At 30.3% G+C, this 24,260-nt stretch carries 6 protein-coding genes; all 6 read left to right on the forward strand.

Going from position 1 to position 24,260, the window contains the following annotated elements:
- Positions 1-30: 30 nt before the first annotated feature.
- A complete protein-coding gene (locus tag P6733_RS08545) occupies positions 31-915 on the forward strand; it encodes a cupin-like domain-containing protein (RefSeq protein WP_306352325.1) in 885 nt (294 codons plus the stop codon).
- An 85-nt stretch (positions 916-1,000) separates the two neighbouring features.
- Positions 1,001-11,929 (forward strand): non-ribosomal peptide synthetase/type I polyketide synthase, encoded by a 10,929-nt coding sequence (locus P6733_RS08550; RefSeq protein ID WP_306352327.1) that lies wholly within the window; start codon positions 1,001-1,003, stop codon positions 11,927-11,929.
- Positions 11,929-19,800, forward strand: coding sequence for a non-ribosomal peptide synthetase (locus tag P6733_RS08555; RefSeq protein WP_306352330.1), 7,872 nt, complete (start codon positions 11,929-11,931; stop codon positions 19,798-19,800). The genes P6733_RS08550 and P6733_RS08555 overlap by 1 nt, the downstream gene beginning before the upstream one ends.
- A gap of 52 nt (positions 19,801-19,852) precedes the next feature.
- Positions 19,853-21,454 carry a condensation domain-containing protein gene (locus tag P6733_RS08560; protein WP_306352332.1) on the forward strand — a complete coding sequence of 534 codons (1,602 nt, stop codon included), beginning with the start codon at positions 19,853-19,855 and terminating at the stop codon, positions 21,452-21,454.
- Between the two features lie 432 nt (positions 21,455-21,886).
- Positions 21,887-23,236, forward strand: coding sequence for an aminotransferase family protein (locus P6733_RS08565; protein WP_306352333.1), 1,350 nt, complete (start codon positions 21,887-21,889; stop codon positions 23,234-23,236).
- A gap of 3 nt (positions 23,237-23,239) precedes the next feature.
- On the forward strand, positions 23,240-24,214 hold the full coding sequence (locus P6733_RS08570) for an LLM class flavin-dependent oxidoreductase (protein WP_306352335.1): 975 nt from the start codon (positions 23,240-23,242) through the stop codon (positions 24,212-24,214).
- The last annotated feature ends 46 nt before the right edge of the window (positions 24,215-24,260 follow it).

A 24,260-nucleotide genomic window follows, 5' to 3' on the forward strand; every position in this document is an offset into this window, starting at 1 on the left:
AAATATATAACCAATAAAAATTATTTTAAAATGAAAGTGAAAAGGATAGCAAATATATCAACACAGGAGTTTATAAATGAGTACTTAATTTTAAACAAGCCAGTAATTGTAACTGACGGAATGAAAGATTGGGATAGAGAAAAATTTACACCTCCATACTTAAAAGAACAATTTGGAGATGAATTAGTACAGATATACAATGATTTGTTTGACTTGCAAAATGTAGATACACTTGCAAAATATTTTGAAGAAAATTTTGATCAAGACAAAAAAGCAAAAGAGTATATTAGATGGTATACACAATTAAAAGATGTAGATTTTTTTTGGTCAGATAATCTTTTTTCTAAATTAAAAGAATTTTGGAGCCATCCATATTTTGTTCCTCATAATGATTTAAGTGTCCCATTTTGTAAAAAAGAAGACTCCAGAAGTATAACAGATTTTCAATATCCTTATAAAGGAATTTTTATTTCTGGAAAAGGAGCAAGAACAAGATTACATAAAGATCCTTTCAATAGTAATGCCTTATTATGTCAGTTTTATGGAACGAAGAAAATTTATTTATTTCATCCCAATAAAGAAAATAATGTAATGAAAAATAATGAATTTGTTGATTTGATAAATGTTGATCATGTAAAATTCCCTACTTTTTCTGCTATTGAACCTGATTATGAAGATGTATTGCAACCCGGAGAAATTATCCTTTTCCCATCCGGTTGGTTCCACGACGTGACCTGTGAATCAGATAGTATATCCGTTACCTGGAATTTTATTCATTCCTCTGGCAAAGAAGGATTATTAAATCATTTAAGAAATAATCCTAACGACGATCAATTAGAAATTTTAAGATACTTCTTAAAAGACCAAGTACAAGATGAAGCTACAGCAAATCAAATACTAGCTTTTTACGAATAAAATCGATTGATATATATATTTTAAAAAGACCATTGTAATCTTATTTTTAAAAAATATAAGATTACAACAAAAACCCCCGTGCCCTATGTTAACTTTTTTAGAAGAACTGGAAAAAAATAATATAACTATTTCTCTTGAAGGAAAAGACCTCAAAGTCAATTTCGAAAATGAAATTAAAGAAGAATTAATTGCGAAAATTAAAACGCACAAAGAAGAATTAATATCATTTCTTAAAAAAGTTAATGTACGATCTTCATATAAGGAAATTGAAGCACTTCCTCAAAAAGAATACTATTCAATTTCCAGTGCACAAAGACGTTTATGGACATTAAGCCAATTTGAAGGAGTAAGTTCATCATATAACATGCCAGACACTATAACACTGGATGGTAGTTATGATGCTGAAGTCTTTATCAAAGCTATAGAAAGTGTTGTAGATCGTCATGAAGTACTTCGTACTGTATTTAGAGAAGTAGTTATCGATGGTGAGATAGAAGTATGTCAGTTTATATTAGATAGAGAAGAAATAGGTTTTAACATAGCTTACAAAGACTATCGTAAAGAAGCTAATGCGCTACATTTAGCGCAAGAATATATCATAGCAGATTCGTATAAAGAATTTAATCTATCTGAAGGCCCTTTATTAAGAGTAAGTCTATTGCAAATATCAGAAACAAACTATGTGTTGTATTATAATATGCATCATATCATAACTGATGGTTGGTCAATGAATATTTTATCAAGAGATATTTTAGCTTACTATGAAAATTACCAATCAGGAAAGACGTTTGATTTACCAGAACTTACCATTCAATATAAAGACTATTCACAATGGCAATTAAATCAACTATTGACTGAAGAGTATAAAACTCATAAAGCATATTGGAGAACAAAGCTATCCGGAGATTTACCAATATTAGATTTACCAGGAATGAAGTTACGACCAAAACTAAAAACGAATAATGGAGGAAGTTTAAAAGGATATTTTGATAATAAGGATGTTAAATTAATTCGAGATTATGTAAGTAAAAAAGAAGGAACTTTATTTACATTTTTAATTACATCATTGAAAACATTATTCTATAGGTATACTGGGCAAGAGGATATTATTATAGGGACCCCAGTTGCAGGTAGAGATCATACCTCGTTAGAAGATCAAATAGGCTTTTATGTAAATACGTTAGTTTTACGTGATACGATAAAAGGTGATGAAAGTTTTGATACAAATTATGCAAGAATTAATGCTAATTTAGTAGAAAACTATAAACATCAAATGTACCCATTTGATAATATAGTTGAAGATTTAGGATTAAAAATAAACACAAGTAGAAGTGCTATATTTGATATAATTGTTGTGCTTCAAAATGCAGGAGAAACACATAATGATGTCAAAATATCTAATGAAAAAGGATTAATTGTAGAGGATTTAGGTGAAATAAAAAATAAGTTCGATATTGAATTTGTTTTTTATGAATTTGGAGAATCACTAGGTTTAAATATTAATTATAACAAGGATCTGTATGATAAAAAAATGATTGAACAAATGTTTTATCATTTCCACAACATTGTATTACAACTCATTCATAAAAATGAGTCCTCCATATTAAGTATAGATTATCTCACAGTAGCAGAAAAAGAAGAATTAATAAATAATTTCAATGCTACTACATCAACATATCCAAGTAAGCAAACAATTGCAGAACTATTTACATTACAAGTAGTAAAAACACCGGATAATACTGCAATTATCTTTGAAGGAAAACAGCTTACCTACAAAGAACTAGATGACATTTCAAGTCAGTTATCAAACTACTTAATAGAACATCATGTTATAAAAGTTGAAGATTTTATTGGAATCGATTTACAACGTAGTGAATGGTCTATAATAAGCATTTTAGCAATTCTAAAATCTGGAGGTGCTTATGTACCAATAGACGCAAACTATCCACAAGAACGTATTGACTATATAAAATCTGACACTAATTGTAGTGTAATTATAGATGAAGACTTTTTGAAGGAATTTGAGAAAAATCGTTCAGCTTATGCTACAACAAAACCAAAAGTAAGTGTAATGCCTTTTAATCTAGCTTACGTAATGTATACTTCCGGATCTACAGGAATTCCCAAAGGAGTTTTAGTAGAACAACGAAATGTAATCAGATTGGTAAAAGAAACAAATTATTATAATTTCAGAGTAGAAGATATATTGTTAAGTACTGGGGCATTCTCTTTTGATGCAACTACTTTTGAGTATTGGGGAACATTATTAAATGGAGGTAGCCTAGTATTATGTCCACAAAATACATTACTTGATACTGAACTACTATCCAAAACGATACGAGAAAATCATGTAAATGTAATGTGGTTTACTGCGGGATGGCTAAGTCAGCTTGTAGATACCAAAATTAGTTTATTTAGCTCATTAACAACAATACTAGCAGGAGGAGATAAACTATCACCCTTGCATATAAGTAAATTAAAAGAGACTTATCCTGAGTTAAAAATTATCAATGGATATGGACCAACAGAAAACACAACTTTTTCGCTTACTTATGAAATAGGAAAAGTACAAGGTGATATTCCAATTGGCTATCCAATCAATAATAGTACAGCATATATTTTAGATGAAAATAGATCATTAGTTCCGAAGGGAGTAATTGGAGAAATATACTTAGGTGGTGAAGGATTATCAAGAGGATATTTGAATGATGAAGCATTGACTTCAATTAAATTTATAGCAAATCCATTTCAACAAAGAAGTCGTTTATATGCAACAGGCGACTTAGGAAGACTAATGTCAGATGGGGCCATAGAATTTATGGGTAGAAAAGATGACCAAGTAAAAATAAGAGGGCATCGTATCGAATTAGGAGAAATAGAAACGACACTAAATAATATAAAAGAAATTGAACATGCTGTTGTATCCTATTTAGAAGAATATGGATTAGTAGCTTATTACAAATCAAATGAAGATATATTATTAGATGATATACGAAATCACCTTACAAAAATATTACCTTCTTATATGATTCCTACCTACTACATTCAATTAGAGGAAATTCCTTTAACTAAAAATGGAAAAGTAGATAGAAAATCATTACCATTACCAGATACGTCAATACAAAATAACGCTACAATTTATGTTGCACCTAGAGATATACTTGAAACAAAAATAGTTGCTATTTGGGAAGATGTACTAAAAAAAGAAAACATAAGCATTACTGATGATTTCTTTGAACTTGGTGGACATAGTTTAAAAATGATGCGTTTAGTAAATGCATATCATAAAGAATTCAATGTAAAATTAAAACTAGAAAAATTATTTGCAAATAATATATTACAAACACATGCGGTTCTAATAAGAGAAGCAGATAATAGACTTGATTTATCAATTCCAAAAGTAGAAGAACGAAAAAGCTATCCTATCTCAGATGCACAGCGCCGTTTGTGGATAGCAAGTCAGTTTAAAGGTGTAAGTGCAGCATACAATATCTCAGGGGATTTTCAACTTGCGGGTAATTATGATATCACTATTTTCACGAAAGCAATAGAAAGTGTTATAGATCGTCATGAAACATTACGAACAGTATTTAGGGAAGTAGAAGGAAATGTTCATCAATTTATTTTAGATAGAACTACATTAGGATTTGAAATTGATTACCAAGATTTTAAAAATGAAGACAATCCTATTGCCATAGCAAGTGCATATATAAATGATGATTCATCTAGAGAGTTTAATCTATCCGAAGGACCATTAGTTCGAATAAGCTTATTAAAAATTTCAGAAGAAAATCACATCTTATACTTTAATATGCATCACATTATCAGTGATGGTTGGTCAATGAATGTTTTATCGAAAGATATTTTATCATACTACGAACATTACAACGATGGAAGCGCACTTAATTTATTAGAACTACGTATACAATACAAAGATTATTCGTTGTGGCAATTAGCACAATTAGAAACTGACGAATATGGCAACCATAAAGAATATTGGGAAAATAAATTATCAGGTGAATTAACACTCTTAAGTCTTCCGGGGATGAAGTCACGTCCTAGAGTGATGACAAATTCGGGGAAGAATTTAAGGACCTACATAACTAAAGATAAAGTAAAATCAATTAATGATTATGTCAAAGTAAATGGAGGAACCCTATTCACATTTCTTATAGCTTCTGTCAAAATCTTACTTTATAAATATACTGGAGAAGAAGATATTATAATTGGCAGTCCAACAGCTGGAAGAGAACATGCAGAGTTGGAGAATCAAATAGGATTCTATGTAAATACTTTAACATTGCGTGATCAAGTAAATGGGAAAGAAAATTTTGATTGGAATTATACCCAAATTAAAAACAATTTACTAGAATCCTATGAACATCAAGTGTATCCATTTAATCGCCTAGTTGAAGATTTAAATTTAGAAAGGGATATAAGTAGAGGTACTATTTTTGACGTATTCGTTCATTTAAATAACACAACGGAGTTTAATTTCACTGAGGAAATTGAAAGAACCGACAAGTTATTTGTAAAAGATTTAGGAGATGTTATAAGTCTTTTCGATATAGAGTTTGCTTTCCAAGAAGTTGGAGAATACTTATCTCTAGATATTATTTACAATCCTGATCTTTATGATGGAGAGATTATCGAAAGAATTTTTTATCATTATGATAATATTATAAAATTTGCACTTAAAAATAATGATATTTCAATATCTGATTTTGATTATTTATTAGATGTTGAACGTGAAAAATTATTGAATGAATTCAATAATGCAGAAATTACTCAAGTTAACAATAAAACAGTAATAGATCTTTTTGAAGAGCAAGCAATAACAAGACCAAATGATATTGCCATAGTATTCGAAAAAAATGAGTTGACTTATAAAGAACTAGATGAAAAATCTAATCAACTAGTCCATTATTTAGCAAAAGAAAATGGCTTGAAACAAGGAGAGCTGGTTGGAATAAAACTAGAACGAAATGAATGGGCAATAGTTAGTATTCTTGCTGTACTAAAAAGTGGTGCTGTATACGTTCCGATTGATACTAATAATCCAATTGAACGAATAGATTACATCTTAAAAGATTCATCTTGCTCTATTGTGATAGATAGTGTATTAATAAATAGATTTAAAGATTTAAATGAAAATTTTGAGAAAAATAAACTAGAAAACAATATTGCCCTAAATGATTTGGCATATATTATTTATACTTCTGGCTCTATAGGAAAACCGAAAGGAGTTGAAATATCACATGCCTCTTTTATAGACTACGTTAGTACATTCAAATCATATTTTAAAGTAACCTCAAAAGATAGTATTTTACAACAGGCTAGTTTATCTTTTGATACATCAATTGAAGAAATATTTCCTATTTTAATTAGTGGAGGAATGTTGGTCATTCATAAAGATAAAACGGACTTCAAAGCGTTATTTAATTTATGTCAAGAAAAAAGAATTACGATTCTAAGTACAAACCCTTACGTATTACAATATTTAAATGAAAATTATAAATCATATACACTTTCGCTAAGAGAAGTTATTAGTGGTGGAGATGTATTAACGATGAATCAGATTAATAATTTATATGACATTTTTAATGTGTATAACACATATGGCCCAACTGAAAGTACTGTATGCTCTACCTATTATAAAGTAAAAGGAGGAGAAAAAAATGTTCCAATCGGAAGACCTATTCTCAACAGACAAATATATATATTAGATAAAGAAAGTACCCAATTAACAGCTCTTGGAGCCGTTGGAGAAATCTGTATAACTGGAAAAGGATTAGCCAAAGGGTATCTCAATAATGAAGAACTTACTCAAGAGAAGTTTATCAAAAATCCATTTGTTAAAAATGGACGTTTATACCGCACTGGTGATTGTGGTAAATGGTTAGCAGATGGTAATCTTGTATTTGTAGGACGTATAGACAATCAAATAAAAATAAGAGGTCATCGTATTGAATTAGGCGAAATAGAGAATACACTATTAAGCTTTGAGGGTATAAAAAATGCGGCAGTAATAGCGACAGATAATGCTGTAAGTCACGAAAAAGAATTATGGGCCTATATAACTAGTGATTATGAGATCAGTAGATCAGATATACAAAATCACTTATTACTTAGCTTACCCAACTACATGAGTCCTTCTAAGATTTTTAGATTAGAGGAGTTGCCATTAACCTCAAATGGTAAAGTAGATAAGAAAGAATTATTAAGAGTAGAGAATGCAGAATTAGCCTCAGGAGAAGCTTATATCGCTCCAAGAGGAAAAATAGAAGATGCATTAGCTTCAATTTGGTCCGAACTTTTACACAAAGACAAAGGCGAAATAGGAATAGACGATGGATTTTTTAATGTTGGGGGGAATTCCTTAAAGATAATTGCATTAAAAACCCAAATAGAAAAAATATTACACCAAGATATTTCAGTAGCAATCTTATTTCAGAATACGACTATTCGTCAGCAAGCAGAATTTTTTGACACTACATTTTCCTCCAATTTTGAAGCAAAATTCGAAGGTAGCAGACCTCAAGATTTTAACACTACGAATGAAAATAGAGATATCGCTATTATAGGTATGTCAATAAAAACTCCAGGAGCGCGTACTATTTCGGAATATTGGAATCTTTTAGAAAAAGGGCAAGAACCCTCTTATCGCTTTACAGAAGAAGAATTATTAGCCTCAGGTGTTTCAAGGTCATTAATAAACAATAAAAACTACGTACGTTCAGGTTTCTATTTGAAAGACCGAAACTTTTTTGATGCATCCTTTTTTGGGTATATGCCATCGGAGGCTCAATTGTTAGATCCTCAAACCCGATTACTTCATGAAGTAGTTTGGTCTGCACTAGAAGATTCGGGCTATAATCCTTTAAATTATAGAGGCCTTATAGGCTTATATGCAGGTAATAAAGCAAATTTAGGTTGGCAAGCCTACAACCTTTTAGCTGAGAATTCAGGAAAAATAGATGGATATACAGCGAGTTATTTACAAGACAAAGATTTTGCAAATTCATTAATTGCCTATAAGTTGAATTTAAAAGGCGCTGTAAATACAGTAAATACAGCGTGTTCTACTTCATTAGTAGCGATTCATCATGCTGCAAAAAGTTTATTATCGGGAGAGAATGATCTAGCGGTAGCCGGAGGAGTTTCCTTGCAAATTGGAAGAAAAGAAGGATACATTTATCAAGAAGGAATGATCAGTTCCCCTGATGGACATACGCGAAGCTTTGATGTCTTGGCAAGTGGTACAGTAGAGAGTGAAGGAGCAGGAGTAGTGGTATTAAAAAAATTAGATAAGGCCATCGCCGATGGAGATAACATCTTAGCGATCCTTAAAGGCAGTGCAATAAATAATGATGGAAACCGCAAAGTAGGTTATACAGCACCGAGTGTTGATGGTCAGATCGAAGTCATCAAAAAAGCACAACAATTTTCCCAGGTAGACCCTAGAACAATAAGTTATATAGAAACCCATGGTACGGCTACAAAATTGGGAGATGTTATAGAATTTGAGGCCCTTCGTCAAGTCTTTGGTAATACGGGAGATAAGTATTGTGGATTAGGCTCTGTAAAGAGCAATATAGGGCATTTGGATACCGCTGCAGGTGTAGCTGGACTTATCAAAACAGTATTGTGTTTACAACACCAAAAGTTAGCTCCGTCTCTGCATTTTAACACCCCAAATCCAGAACTGAGGTATGAGAATAGTAATCTATATATAAATGATACTTTAAGCCCATGGATCTCGTCCTATGATGGTCCTCGTAGAGCAGGCGTAAGTTCTTTTGGAATAGGAGGCACTAATGCTCATATAATCTTAGAAGAATATTCAATCCAAGATGAGGTTTTGAAAACAGATAAGCCACAAATTTTTACTCTTTCGGCCAAAACAGCAACAGCTTTAGAAAGATCAATAGTAGAGCTACAATCATTTTTACAAGAGAAGGAGAGTGTTAATCTATCCAATGCGGCTTGGACCCTTCAAAGTGGAAGAACGACATTCAAACATCGGATGAGTTTCACTGCATCAGATAGAGCAACAGCGATTGAAAGACTAGAGCAGGGCAGTTATTTCCGAAATCAGATTCATGGAGATGTGAAGAAAAAAGTTGTATTTATGTTTTCAGGACAAGGATCCCAATATGTCAATATGGGAAAAGACTTATATGCTTCTCAAGAAGTCTTTAGAGAAACGCTGGATGAATGTTTTTCCATTGCAGAGCAGATAAGCGGTAATCGCTATAAAGAGATCCTCTTCAGTGAAGATGCTAACCTAATCCATGAGACTCAAAATACGCAACCCATTCTCTTTGTGTTTGAATATGCTTTAGCCAAGCAATTGATGCATTATGGAATACAACCCGATATGATGATTGGTCATAGTATTGGGGAATATGTTGCAGCCTGTTTAAGTGGTGTGTTTTCATTAGAAGATGCTATAAAAATAGTAATTAAAAGAGGATCGATGATTCAGAGCCTTCCAAGTGGAAGTATGATAGGAGTAGGATTAAGACCAGAAATAGCAAATAAATATACCACAGAAGCTATTTCGATAGCCACTATAAATAGTAAAGAACGTTGTACCTTCTCAGGAACAGATGAAGCTATAGCTGCTTTGTGTGAGCAACTTACAGAGGATGGGATTTCATACCAATCCCTACAAACATCCCATGCTTTTCATTCAAGTATGATGAGGCCAATAGAAGAAGAGTTCACGAATTTTATGGAAACTATTACAATTCATACACCAAAAATTCCTTATATCTCGAATGTTAGTGGAAAATCAATAACTATAGAAGATCTAAATCAAAAAAGTTATTGGTCAGACCATATTAGAAAAACGGTTCGATTTGAAGAAGGATTAGAGAATATAGTTAGTCAGGATCATGTCGTTTTAATAGAAGTTGGACCAGGTTCTACCTTGTATAATTTTGCAAGATCCTATGCGAGGCAATCAGAAACTATCCGAGCCTGTAATGTGGTAAGACACCCAAAGGAAGAAGAGAATGATACGAGCTATTTTTTAAATGGAATCGGAAAGCTATGGACATTTGGAGTACCGATTCCATGGAACGAGTTCCATGGAAATACCCCACGACATAAAATTTCAATGCCAACGTATGCTTTTGAACCAGTAGTGTACTCGGTAGCAGAAAATTTAAATGAGTTATTATCGCAAGATATCTTCAGTAGGGAAATCCGTAAAAATAGTGAGATAAGCCAATGGTTCTATCAACCCACTTGGAAGAGAGATAATCGGGTTACGATATGCGAGCAGGTAAATAAAGAAGACTGGTATATTGTTTTTCTCAATGATAACAGCTTTAGTAGATTACTAATAAATGAGCTTGCAAAGACAACCACAAATATTATAACAGTATATGCAGGAAATGAATTTGTAAAAGTATCCGATACAAGCTATGAAATAGATCTTGGAAATTCGGCAGATTATCAAAGAATATTTGATGGCTTATCAAGCAATACTATTCACCCTAAACATATTATTCAGCTCTTGAATATCAATTCAGTAAGACAAGAGAATGATAGGTTAGAGAAACAACAAGGATTCTATAGTTTATTGTATATCGCAAAAGCTCTTACAGGCATAAAAGAAAGAGTAAATGTATCCGTTGTGACGCAAGAATTACACAAAGTTTTTGGCAACGAAGATTCTCCTGCTTTAGTTTCTTTAATTGAAGGAATCCTACCTGTAATTTCTCAAGAAAATCCAGAATTACAAACCAGAAACATCGATGTAAGAGTTAGTGAAGCAAATACTGATACAGTTTTACAATTAGTAAGAGAAATTCAAGATGTTACACCGGATCGATTTGTGGCTCATAGGCTAGAAAACAGATGGGTGAAAGTCTACGATCGAATAGATGTAAGTAATAATATACCGGTAACAAGCTCGAAGATAAAAAACAAGGGCGTATACCTAATTACAGGAGCCTTAGGTGAGTTAGGTTTTGTATTGGCAGAATATCTACTTGAAAAATATGATGCCTCTTTAATTCTAACAGGTAGGACATTCGTTAGTGAAAAGGATCAAGACCTCACAAAATATAATCGTTTACAATTACTTCTTGAGAAAGGTAATGTAGCTTACTTTAAAGCAAATGCTTCAGACAAATCAGGTATGTTAACGGCTCTAAGCCAAGGAACTGCAATTTTTGGAGAAATTCAAGGAATCTTCCACACAGCAGGTGTGATAACAGGCCCTTCTATCAGACGCGGAATTCATTTATTAAAAGAGGAAGAAAGTGAGATTCAATTTGAAGCGAAAGTAAAAGGAGTGGAAGTTTTGATGGATCTTTTTAAGGATCAGCCCCTTGATTTTTGTGTCTTTACCTCTTCATTAGCCACCGTGATTGGAGGGAAAGAATTTGCAGCTTATGCAGCGGCCAATGCGTATATGGACTATGTTGCCAATGCACAATGTATAAAAAATAGTATCAGTATAAATTTTGATGGATTAAGTTTTAATGGAGAAACAGAAGAATTAGTATTAGACCCTTCAGAACTTATTGAAGTTATAGAACATTCGCTCTCAAGGTTATCGGCTAGTCAATTAGTGATCTCAGTTGGAGATTTAGAAAAAAGAATTCAAAGATGGGTTGCTCCAGCAACTGCTAAGAAAGAGATTATGGAAAAAGAGCTATTGAAGGTAACCACTCATACAATAGACAGGAGTTCATTATCGACACCTTTTGCAAGACCAGAGACAGAGACAGAGAACAAACTATACAATTTGTTTGAAGAGTTTTTTGAAATAAAAGGAATTGGGATAGACGATGATTTTTTTGAAATGGGAGGAGATTCTTTAAAAGCGATGACCATATCCAATAGTATTCATAAGATATTCAATGTGGAGTTAAACCTTAAAGACTTCTTCATGAACTCTACGATTAGAAACTTGTCCAAAGAAATTGATTTTAATATTCAAATTAAAGACAATAAAGAGGTAGTTGCAAGTACTAAATTTGAAGATATCATATAATGAAAGGATTTATAAAAGAATTATTTGAGCAAGGGATACACATTACATGCGATAATGGTAATCTTAAGATTAATCATGATGGAAATCTTACTGATGTAATCAAGGAAAATATACGTGATAATAAAGAAGCGATATTGGCTTTTTTTAATGATAATAATACGCAAGATCGTTATACAAGTATTGAAAGTATAGCTGTTCAAGAAAGCTACCCATTATCATCTGCTCAATATCGATTATGGATATTAAGTCAGTTTGAGGGAGGATCAGAAGCCTATAATTTGCCAGTTACAACCCCCTTAGTAATAGACGATTTAGGGATTTTTGAACGAGCGATTAATGCTGTTATTGATCGTCATGAAATATTACGGACTGTTTTTAAAGAAAATGCAGAGGGCGAAATAAGACAATGGGTAAAAGAGCGAAAAGAACTAGGGTTCGAGTTGATTCATAAAGATTACCAACAATTAGTAAACGCAGATGAATTAGTAGCATCTTACGTATCAGAAGATTCGGTAAAACCTTTTGATCTTGAAAATGGTCCATTATTGCGTATGAGCTTATTACAACTTACTGATAGTTATTATATTTTTTATTATAATATGCACCATACCATCAGTGATGGTTGGTCAATAGATATTCTTTCAAGAGATTTAATGCTTTATTATGAAGCTTTTTTATCTGGTGAAAAAGTAATGTTACCTGAATTAAAGATACAATACAAAGATTATACATTTTGGCAAAAAAAAGAATTAGAGAAAGATGTTTATAAGGAACACAAATCATATTGGTTAAATCAATTATCAGGAAACTTACCTGTTTTAGATCTACCAACTAGTAAAGCACGTCCTAAAATATTTGATCATGAAGGGAATTATTATACAATGTGTATTGCCCCAGAAACTACTCAACTCTTTTTAAACTATTGTAAAAAACAACAATCAAGTTTATACATAGGATTATTAAGCGTTTGGAACATTTTATTCTATAAATATAGTGGACAAAAAGACATCATAATAGGAAATCCAACTGCTGGTAGGAATCATATTGATTTAAAAGATCAAATAGGATTTTACATAAATACATTAGCATTAAGGAATAAGGTTGATGCAAAATTGAGTTTTAGTGAATTTTTCAATAAAGTAAAGAATGATACGCTAGAATCATATGATCATCAGATGTATCCTTTTGATTTATTAGTTGATGATTTAAATATAATTAGGGATAGTAGTAGAAGTGCCGTATTTGATGTTATATTAACCTCACAAAACATTGGTAATCGTGAAGAAGAAGTATCAAATAACAAAGAATATGGATTGGTACAAAATGGTGGCAAATGCCTTTGCAAGTTTGACTTAGAGCTCGATTTTGAAGAAGTTGGTGAAGGATTAAACTTTCGAATCAGTTATAATACTAATGTATATGAAGCCGAAATGATTACAAAATTAATGTATCATTTTCAAGAGTTATTATTATCAATTCTAAAAAAACCTGAAGAAAAAATATATGCATTAAACTACTTGTCAGCTAGAGAGCAAAAAGAATTAATACTTGATTTTAATGCTACAGATACAGCTTTTTCAAAAGAGGTTTCATTTCTTGATATGTTTCAATTATATGTACAAAAAACACCAACTAAGATTGCAGTTAAAAATGGCAATATTGAAATTACTTATCAAGAATTAGATGAACTCACAGATAAATTTGCACAGTATTTACAAGATGTATATGCACTAAGTCAAGGAGATTTAGTTGTTATAAATATTGATAGAACACATTGGTTGATGACTTCTGTTATGTCAATATTTAAATTAGGATGTGCATACATCCCAGTAGATACATCTTATCCTGAAGAACGAAAACAATATATTTTGGATGATAGTAATTGTAAAAATATTATTGATGAAAATTTTATCACTTCATTTTTAGCAGTAATGCCAAATATTACCAAAACATTTAGTTCGGTGAAAATAACTGCTGATGATTTAGCCTATATCATTTATACTTCTGGGTCTACAGGAAACCCAAAAGGAGTAATGATTGAACATAAAGGGATGATGAATCATTTCTATGTCATGGAATCTGAATTGGAATTAACTTCTGATAGTAGTATCATTCAAAATGCACCTTATACATTTGATATTTCGGTTTGGCAATTATTAAACAGTTTAATTGTGGGTGGAACCACAAGTATATATGATCAAGAAACTGTCTTAAATTCAAAAGTATTTTTAGACAGATTATATGAAGAAAGGCCAACAATTCTCCAAACAGTTCCGAGTTACTTGAAAGTTTTACTAGATATGGATGAAAGTCTTGAGCGAAACTCTTTTGAAGGATTAAGCTATCTATTAGTGACTGGAGATACAGTAACTAAAGATTTAGTAACACGTTGGTTTATCAAGTATCCAGCAATAAAACTAGTGAATGCATATGGTCCAGCAGAAGCATCAGATGATGTTACATTACATATTATGGATGCCATTCCTGAACGTTTAAATATTTCAGTAGGTAAACCTATTCAAAATATGCAAATGTATGTGTTAGATGAATACTTAGGATTATGTGGAATAGGAATAGAAGGAGAACTTTGTGTATCGGGAATTGGATTAGCAAAAGGCTATCTAAATAGAGATGAGCTTACTGCTGAGAAATTTGTAGACCATCCATTTAAATCAGGAGAAAAGCTATACAAAACAGGAGATATAGGAATGTGGCTTCCAAATGGAACATTAGAATTTCATGGACGAAGAGATAATCAAGTGAAAATTAATGGATTTAGAATTGAATTAGAAGAAATAGAATATCAGTTATCTCAAAAGAATAATATTAAAGAAGTTTTAGTTACGCATTTTGAAGCTGAACATGCTAAAAAAGAATTAGTAGCATATGTAATAGTTTCTGAAACATGTGAAGCTAGTGAAATGAGAATTTATTTACAGGATAAAATACCATCCTATATGATTCCTTTATATTATATCCAATTGGAAAAATTCCCTTTAACAGCAAATGGAAAAATAGACCGAAAGAAATTACCGAATCCTCAAGATTTATCATTATCAAATGAAATTGAATATGTTGGTCCTCAATCCGAACAAGAGAAAACATTAATTACTGTTTGTGAAGCTGTACTAGGAAGAAAGAATATCAGTATGAATGATAATTTCTTCAGTTTAGGGGGAGAATCTATAAAATCTATTCAAATAGTTTCTCGTTTATCTCAATTGGGTTACAAACTTAAGGTAGATGATATTATGCGAACACCGGTTTTTAAAGGTTTAGCAGCATTAATTAAAAATAAAATTAAAGAAATTGATCAAAGTATATTAGAGGGAGAGGTTTTATTAACACCAATACAAGAATGGCTCTTTTCAGATGAAAACATAAAAAATCCATCTCATTATAATCAATCGATATTAATAAAAAGTAAAAATCCGCTAAATAATACATTATTAAACGAATGTATAAAACATGTAGTAAGTCATCATGATGCATTACGAATGGTTTATGTAGATAAAGATGGAGTTAGAAAACAATACAATAGAAATGTTACATCAAAAAATTACTCATTAGACTTTCATGATTTGACTACTGAAGGATCATTAAAAGATCAGATTAATAAAATGAGTGTTATTGCGAATGAATTGCAATCTAGTATTAATTTAACAGAAGGACCATTGATGCGAGTGGGTAATTTTAGATTAGATGATGGAGACTATATAGCATTAATTATTCATCATTTAGTCATTGATGGCGTATCGTGGCGTATTCTATTAGAGGATATATCTACATTATACAACTTAGCTGAAAAAAACCAAAGATTAGTATTACCATTAAAAACAAGTTCATTCCAAGAATGGTCTAGAGCATTACATAACTATGCATTTAATGGTATAAGCCATAAAGAACAACAATACTGGAAAGGATTAGCTAATACACAAATTCCTAATTTACCTAAAGACCGTCAAAATTTAACGAATGAAAAATCACCTGCAGAAATAACATTTCAGTTAAATAGCGAACTAACAAATGTATTACAAACAAAAGTGCATAGTGTATACAATACAGAAATCAATGATGTTTTGTTGACAAGCTTAGGTCTAGCCATCAAAGAAGTATTGAAAGTAGACCGAAGCATCATTAATATGGAAGGTCATGGTAGAGAAGAATTTATTGAAGATATTGATATTACAAGAACAATAGGCTGGTTTACATCACTATTCCCCTTTATTTTAGATGTAAATGCTGAGACTAATCTATATAACTTAATTAAAGTAAAAGAATCTTTAAGAAAAATACCAAATAAGGGAGTTGGTTACGGAATGCTAAAATATATTACAAAAGAAGATTTTATAAATGAATTAAAACCTACAATTGAATTTAATTATTTAGGAGATTTTGGAAATGAATTAAATTCAGAAAATAACGAAGCACAACAATTTGAATATGTTTCAGATAGTGCAGGGATGAACTCAGATATTAGAAATACAGATGATATTACACTTAATATATCTGGAATGATAGTGAATAATCAATTAGAATTGACACTTTTTTATAATAAGGAAGACTATGAATTAGAAACAATAGTAAAGCTTTCAAACGCTTACAAATCTAATTTAGAGAAACTAATAAAAGAATTAGCAGATGCAAATAAACAATTGCTTACACCTTCAGATTTAACATATTCATCCCTTTCTATTGAAACATTATTAGATATTAATCATAATAATACGATTGAAGATATTTATAAATTATCTCCATTACAAAAAGGGATATACTTCTTTTGGCTATCAAATAATAATCCTAAACTATTTTTTGATCAAGTATCATATCGATTTGAAGGTATATCAATCACTAAGGATAATGTTAAAAAAGCGTTTGATATTTTAGTTTCAAGACATGCTATATTAAGAACCAGTTTCACAAATAATATAGATGAAGAATTACTGCAAATAGTTCATAAAAATGTACCAAGTAGTTTTGCTTATGAAGTGGTGCCTCAAAATCTAACACTTGAGAAAAAAAAGGATTATATAGAAGAGAAAAAACAAGAAGATATACAAAGAGGATTTGATTTGTCAAAACCATGTCAAATGCGATTAACAATTCTAGATTTAGGAGATGTCAACTATGAATTTATCTGGAGTCATCATCATATTTTAATGGATGGTTGGTGTATCCGAATTATGATTAATGAGTTTGTACAAATATTAAATAGTATTGAAAACTCTATTCAATTAGACTTACAAACAGTCTATCCATATTCAAATTATATAAAGTGGTTAGATACTATTAATGAACAAAAATCTTTAGACTATTGGGATGAATATTTATTAGATGTTTCAAAGAAAACAGAACTACCTTATAAAAAATCAGATTATGATGAAGATAAAGATTTTAGTAAATCAATTAAAAGCATTCTTATAAATAATGATCTTTATAATGAAATGAAAGCATTATGCTTAAATATAGGAGTTTCACATAATATTTTTATTCAATCAGTTTGGGGTTATTTATTGTCAAATTACAATAATACACAAGATGTAGTGTTTGGAACCGTTGTGTCTGGAAGACCAGGACATATCGATGGAATTGAAAATATGGTAGGATTATTTGTAAACACAATACCTGTCAGAGTAAAATATGAAGTTGATGATACTCCTAGACAATTAATAGAAAGGTTACAACAAAACTTTTTAGATAATCAAGAACATCACTTTACAGGTTTATCTGAAATACAATCGCGATCTTCATTAGATTCAGAATTGATTAATCATACACTAACATTCGAGAATTATCCATTAGAGACTACTGGAATAGAATCTAAAAATGAAAATGAGAAAGAATCTAAATCAGGAGTAAAAGCAGTAGAATATAGAGAGCAAATGAACTATCAATTTGGGATTTTTATTTATCCAGCTGATAATGGAATACAAATAGAATTTGAATACAATGAAAATAATTTTGAAACCACTCTAATTGAAAACTTAGCAGAACAATTCAAAAAAGTCATCAGTGAATTCCTTTTATATCCAAACAAATCATTAAAAAAGATAGAAATTATTTCAGATAGAGAACAAAAAGAACTATTAGGAAGTTATATTAATACTACCGTTGACTATAATGAACATTTTACAATTGTTGATGCATTTAATATGCAATTGTTAACTCATAAAGATCAAATAGTCCTATCTACGGCATATAAAACATATACCTATAAAGAATTAGATGACTTATCTAATCAATATGCTAATTTCTTGACTACAGAATATAACATTCAACAAAAAGATTATGTAGGGATACAATTAGAACGAAGCGAGTGGGTTGTAATATCAATATTAGCGATATTAAAAATAGGAGGAACATATGTACCAATTGACCCTTTATATCCAGAAGAAAGAATACAATATATTGTAGAGGATAGTGCCTGTAAATTATTGATAAATAATAATATTTTAGAACAATTTAAAAATGGATCATATGATTTAAAATTGGAAAATACTACCATATTACCTCAAGATATTGCCTATGCATTATACACATCGGGATCAACTGGAAAGCCTAAAGGCGTAATGATATCACACGGATCATTGATGAATTATTTGGAATGGAGTAAAGGATATTATTTTAAAGATCAGAATTGTTCAAATGATTTTGGATTATTTACTTCCCTATCTTTTGATTTAACAGTAACAAGCTTATTCTTACCGATACTTAATGGAGGGAAATTACATATATATGATTCTGAATTCAATATCACAGAAATATTAAAACACTATTTTGAAAGTGAATTGTCATATATTAAATTAACACCAGCACATATAAGTGTATTAGAAAGTTTGAATATTGGAAAAAGTAATATTAATACAGCTATTGTAGGAGGTGATAAGTTAGAGCAAAAACACATTAATATATTAAAAAGAATAAATCCTTCTATACAAATATATAATGAGTATGGACCAACAGAAACGACAGTAGGCTGTGTTGTTTATAATGCTACAGAGGTTTCAGAAGGAGAAATATTAATTGGAAAACCTATTGCGAATACAGAAATATTCATACTAAATGAACTTGGAGTAATGCAACCAATCGGTATCAAAGGCGAGATGTATATTGGAGGAAAAGGTTTAGCCTTAGGATATTTAAACAAAGAGGTCTTAACTCAAGAAAAATTCATTCCACACCCATACAAAGTAGGTGAACGTCTTTATAAAACAGGAGATATTTGTAAATGGTTACTTGATGGAAATATTCAATTTTATGGAAGAAAAGACGATCAAGTAAAAATAAGAGGATATAGAATAGAATTAGGTGAAATAGAAAGTTATTTAAAAAATATAGAAACAATTGATGAAGCTGTAGTATTAATTAAGAAAACTGAAGAGGAAGAAAATAGGATAGTAGTGTATTTTGTTTCAAAAGAAAATATAACAGTAACGACATTAATAGAATATTTACATAGCAAAATACCTGGATATATGCTTCCTTCTGAATATATCAGGGTAGATGAATTACCAATCACTATAAATGGTAAAATAGATAAAAATGCATTATTAAAAATAGAAGAAAACAAACTTGAAAAAGTAAATTTATATACAGGTCCAAGAAATGAAATTGAAGAAAAGCTAATAGAAATCTGGGCTGATATATTAAAAATTGAACCAGGGGAAATTAGCATACATGCAAATTTCATGGATTTAGGAGGACATAGTTTAAAAGTAATTCGAGTTATTGCAAGAATCCAAAAAGAATTTGGAATAAAAATTAATATTCAAAAATTCTTTGATAATCCTATTTTGGAAGTAATTGCTGAAAATATTTCTAATGTAGTTTGGGATAATTCGGAAGAAGAATTAGAATCATTTAAAATTTAAATGAGTAAACGCATGTTAATGATTGATCAAAATCAAAATTTGAGAAAATAATATGACAATAGAAGAAGTATTAAAAGAATTAAGGAGTAAAAATATAAGAATAACATTAGTGAATGATAATGAACTTGATGTAAAAGCTCCAAAAGGAGTTGTTAATCAAGAAATCATACTTTTATTAAAAGAAAAAAAGCAAGCGATAATAAAGTATTTAAATGATTTTAAAAAGAATGAGGATAGTATACAAAAAGCAGCATTTTCAAATGTTGGATATCCGCTTTCTTTTGCACAAAAAAAGCTTTGGGTATTAAGTCAATTAGAAGAGCGTTCCATAGCATATATAGTATCAGATGTAATGATTATCCCAGCTAAAGTAGATGTTGAACTTTTAGAAAAAGCAATACATTCAACTATAATAAGACATGAATCTCTACGGACTATATTTAGAAAAGATGAAAATGATGAACTAAGACAATGGATTTTACCAGAAACAATTATCAATTTTAAACTGGAGTATAAAGATCTTAGAAATGCAGGAAACAAAGAAGAATATGTAAATGATTATATCCTGAAAGATAAAAATAAGGTATTCAATTTATCAGAAGATATATTATTAAGAACATGTTTATTTCAGTTAGAAGATAATAGTTTTATTTTTCATTATATGATGCACCATATTATTACTGATGGAGTGTCGATGAAAATTATGAAAGATGATGTTCTAGAATACTATGAAGCATTTATAATGGATAGAAAACCAAGTTTATCAGAGTTAAGAATCCAATATAAAGATTATACCTTATGGCAATATGAACAATTAAAAACCAAAGAATTCCAAGAACATAAAAAGTTTTGGTTAAATGAATTGTCTGGAAAATTACCAATTTTAGAATTACCAAATCAAAAACCTAGGCCTAAAGTTATGACCTATAACGGATGCACATTATCAACATATATATACTCAGAAACGACAAATAAGTTCAAAGAATTTTGTCTTCATAATAAAGGAACAATGTTTTCAGGAATACTGACAGTATGGAAAATATTATTCTATAAATATACTAATACAAAAGATTTAATAATTGGTTCTCCAATAGCAGGGAGAGATATTACAGATTTAGAAAATCAAATTGGGATTTATATGAATATGAAAATTCATAGAAACAAATTAGATGTAGAAGATAACTTTATAGAAACATACGTGAAAATAAAAAACTCTACATTAGCCAGTACAAAACATCAAATGTATCCTGTAGATAAGTTAATGGATGATTTAAAACTCACATATGACCCTAGTAGGAATCCTATATATGATGTAATGCTATCGTATCATAATACAGACGAAAACGAAAACTTACATTTAAAACTTACGAGAGAAGAAATAGATGTAATTAATGTAGACGACTTGGAAAATTCTAAACTAGATATGTTGATTAATGTTAAAGAAGAAGGAGAATATTTATATTTTGATATTAATTATAATACAGATATTTATGAAGAGGCAATGATTAGAAAACTAATGAGTGATTTCAAAAGAATTTTAAATGAACTTTTGAATAATCCGAGTGAGAAAATAAAAAATATTGATTATAATAGTGAAATAAAAAAAACAATAAAAGAAAAGAATAAGACGCGATTCAATATGAAAATCAAATAAAAACATCTTGAAGTAAAAAAAGTTAAAAAACGAAACAAATCGTATTTTAATACCAAATAAGTCTGTTTTTAATTTATTAAAAATTGTAAATTATAACTATAATTTATATATTAGCATCGTTGATCGGCTCAAAAGATTAACAAAAAATATATTTTTACAATTGACTATCTTACCCTGTAAGGTAGAATAGCGAAGCTGTAAAGTAAGCTTAAAATTTCCACTAAAATATTGCTTAAACCTTGTAGATAATTATTTCTACTTAAAAAGGGTATACAAATAATTTTTAAATTATTTAAAACGCTATGTTGCTTTTCTTCAGTTACGATAAATAGCGTGATTTTATACAATTCAAAAAATTGGGTTTATAGTATTTAGATTCTTGTAAATACTATTCCATATGCATCTTTATTATAAATATCAAAATAGTACTCAATGATAGAATCATTAATACATTCTATGGTGGTGTGTCCTGAAATGACAGAAACATACCCTAAAATAGCTTATGGGAAAGGTATTTACCTTTTTGATGAAATGGGGAATAAATATTTAGACGCTAGTTCAGGTTCTGCGGCTGTTGCTAATATTGGCCATGGAATTGAGGAAATTTCAGAGGTCATAAAGAGACAAGTACAAAAAGTATCCATTTTACCTACCCATGCTTTTAGCGCAACTATAGTTGAAGAATACTTGAGTAAACTAGTGAAATTTTCACCTAAAGGATTCAAAAGAGCTTGGACCGTTATGAGTGGAACTGAAGCAGTAGAAAATGCATTAAAAATTGCCTTACAATATCATCAGTTAATTGGAAATGATAAGAAGCACAAAATCATATCAAGATGGTACAGCTATCATGGGAATTCTATATTTACTTTAGATGTAGGAGGAATGAAATACAGAAGGCAAATGTATGATAACTGGATGCATAACTTTCCACATATTTCTGCTGCATACCAATATAGATATGCAAATGGTCTATCAGAAAAAGAATATTGTGATTATTGTATTGAAGAATTTTTAAATTTAATAGAAGAAAATGATCCAAATACAATAGCAGCATTTATAGCAGAACCTATTGTTGGAGCAGCTTTAGGAGCAGTTCCTCCTCCTGAAAATTACTTTCCAAGAATTAAAGAGATTTGCGAAAAATATGGAATTCTTTTTATTTCTGATGAGGTGATGACAGGTTTTGGGAGGTTAGGAACCAATTTTGGAATAGAGCAATTTCAAACGACTCCAGACATAATAGCAGCAGGAAAGGGAATTAGTGGAGGATATTTTCCGCTTTCAGCAGTAATAATTAATGAAAAAATAGCGACTGTTTTTGAAGAAAATAAAGCCACATTTAAAGCAGGCCATACATTTGCATGTAATCCTGTTGGTGCAGCAGTAGGAAGCTTTGTAATAGATTATTTTGAAGAAAATAATATACTTGAAAATGTACGAATTACAGGCGGAATTTTACAGGAACGTTTAAATTCACTTTTAACTTCAGCTATTGTTGGAGATATAAGAGGGAAAGGATTACTACTTGGAATAGAATTAGTAAAAGATAAAATAACAAAAGAACCATTTCCTGCAGAATTACAACTTAGCAAAAAAATATATCAAAAAGCTTTAGAAAAAGGAGTTGTCCTATATCCAGGAAAAGGATCTGTAGATGGGATTTTAGGTGATCACCTGCTCATTAGCCCTCCATTGACAATTACAACTGATGAAGTAAAAGAATTGGCTAATATTATTATAGAATCGGTAATAGAAGTACAATACGAAATGGGGCTCTAAAAGATGAATAAGCAAGATATAAAACTGTTTGTGACTTATAGAAGAGTTGAAGGTGAGGCAGATTCCATATCACAAATGAAAACAATGATTCAAGAAAGTGAAAGATTGAATTTTGAAGGAATTCTATTTTTTCAAAGTAATTCTAATAATACAGAACCTTGGGTTTTAGCCCAAGAAATTTTGACAAGTACTGATAACCAAAAGCCTATCATTGCTGTGAATCCAGCCTATATGCATCCATATACAGCTGCTCAAAAAATTATTAGTTACACGGAATTATACAAAAGGAAAATATATTTAAACTTTATTATAGGAACTTCAGTATCTGAATTAGCCTCCATTGGCGACCACCTATCGCATGAAGAACGTTATAACAGATTAGAAGAATATATAGAAATAGTATATGCATTATTGAGAAATAATTCGACATCTCTTACATATAAAGGAGTTTATTACGAAACTCAAAACCTAAAGCTAACATCTACTATAGAAGCTGAACTTTTTCCTGAAAGTTTTATTGCAGGAAGTTCAGATGATGCTAATCGATTAAGAGAAAAAATGAAACTCTCAAATTTAAAAATGGGAAAACCTGTAACTAAATGTAGTCTCACTACTGAGAATACAGGAATGTATCTAGGAATTATTGCTAGAAAAACCCAAGAAGAAGCAATCTCAGTAATGAAAGCCCTCTTTAAACCAGAATATGAAGAATACGGAGAATTACTCGAATTATCGATGCTTAATACTGATGCAGAATGGAAGAAAAAATTACTAGAAGAAAGTGAAGATATGGTTTTTCAAATGGATCCATTTAAACATTTTAGAGCAGATTGCCCATATTTAGTAGGCTCCCACGAACAAGTAAAAGAGTATATTATTAAGTATATAAAATTAGGTATAAATAGATTTGTTATTGATACTGATATACAAGAAATGCAAGAAATAGCAAATGTATTTAATTTGGTACATGCTGAATAAATAAGAAGTTCTTACAGAAGTAAAAAATAGATTTTAATAGCATCAC

Source organism: Flavobacterium aerium (assembly GCF_030766725.1).
Lineage (GTDB): Bacteria > Bacteroidota > Bacteroidia > Flavobacteriales > Flavobacteriaceae > Flavobacterium > Flavobacterium aerium.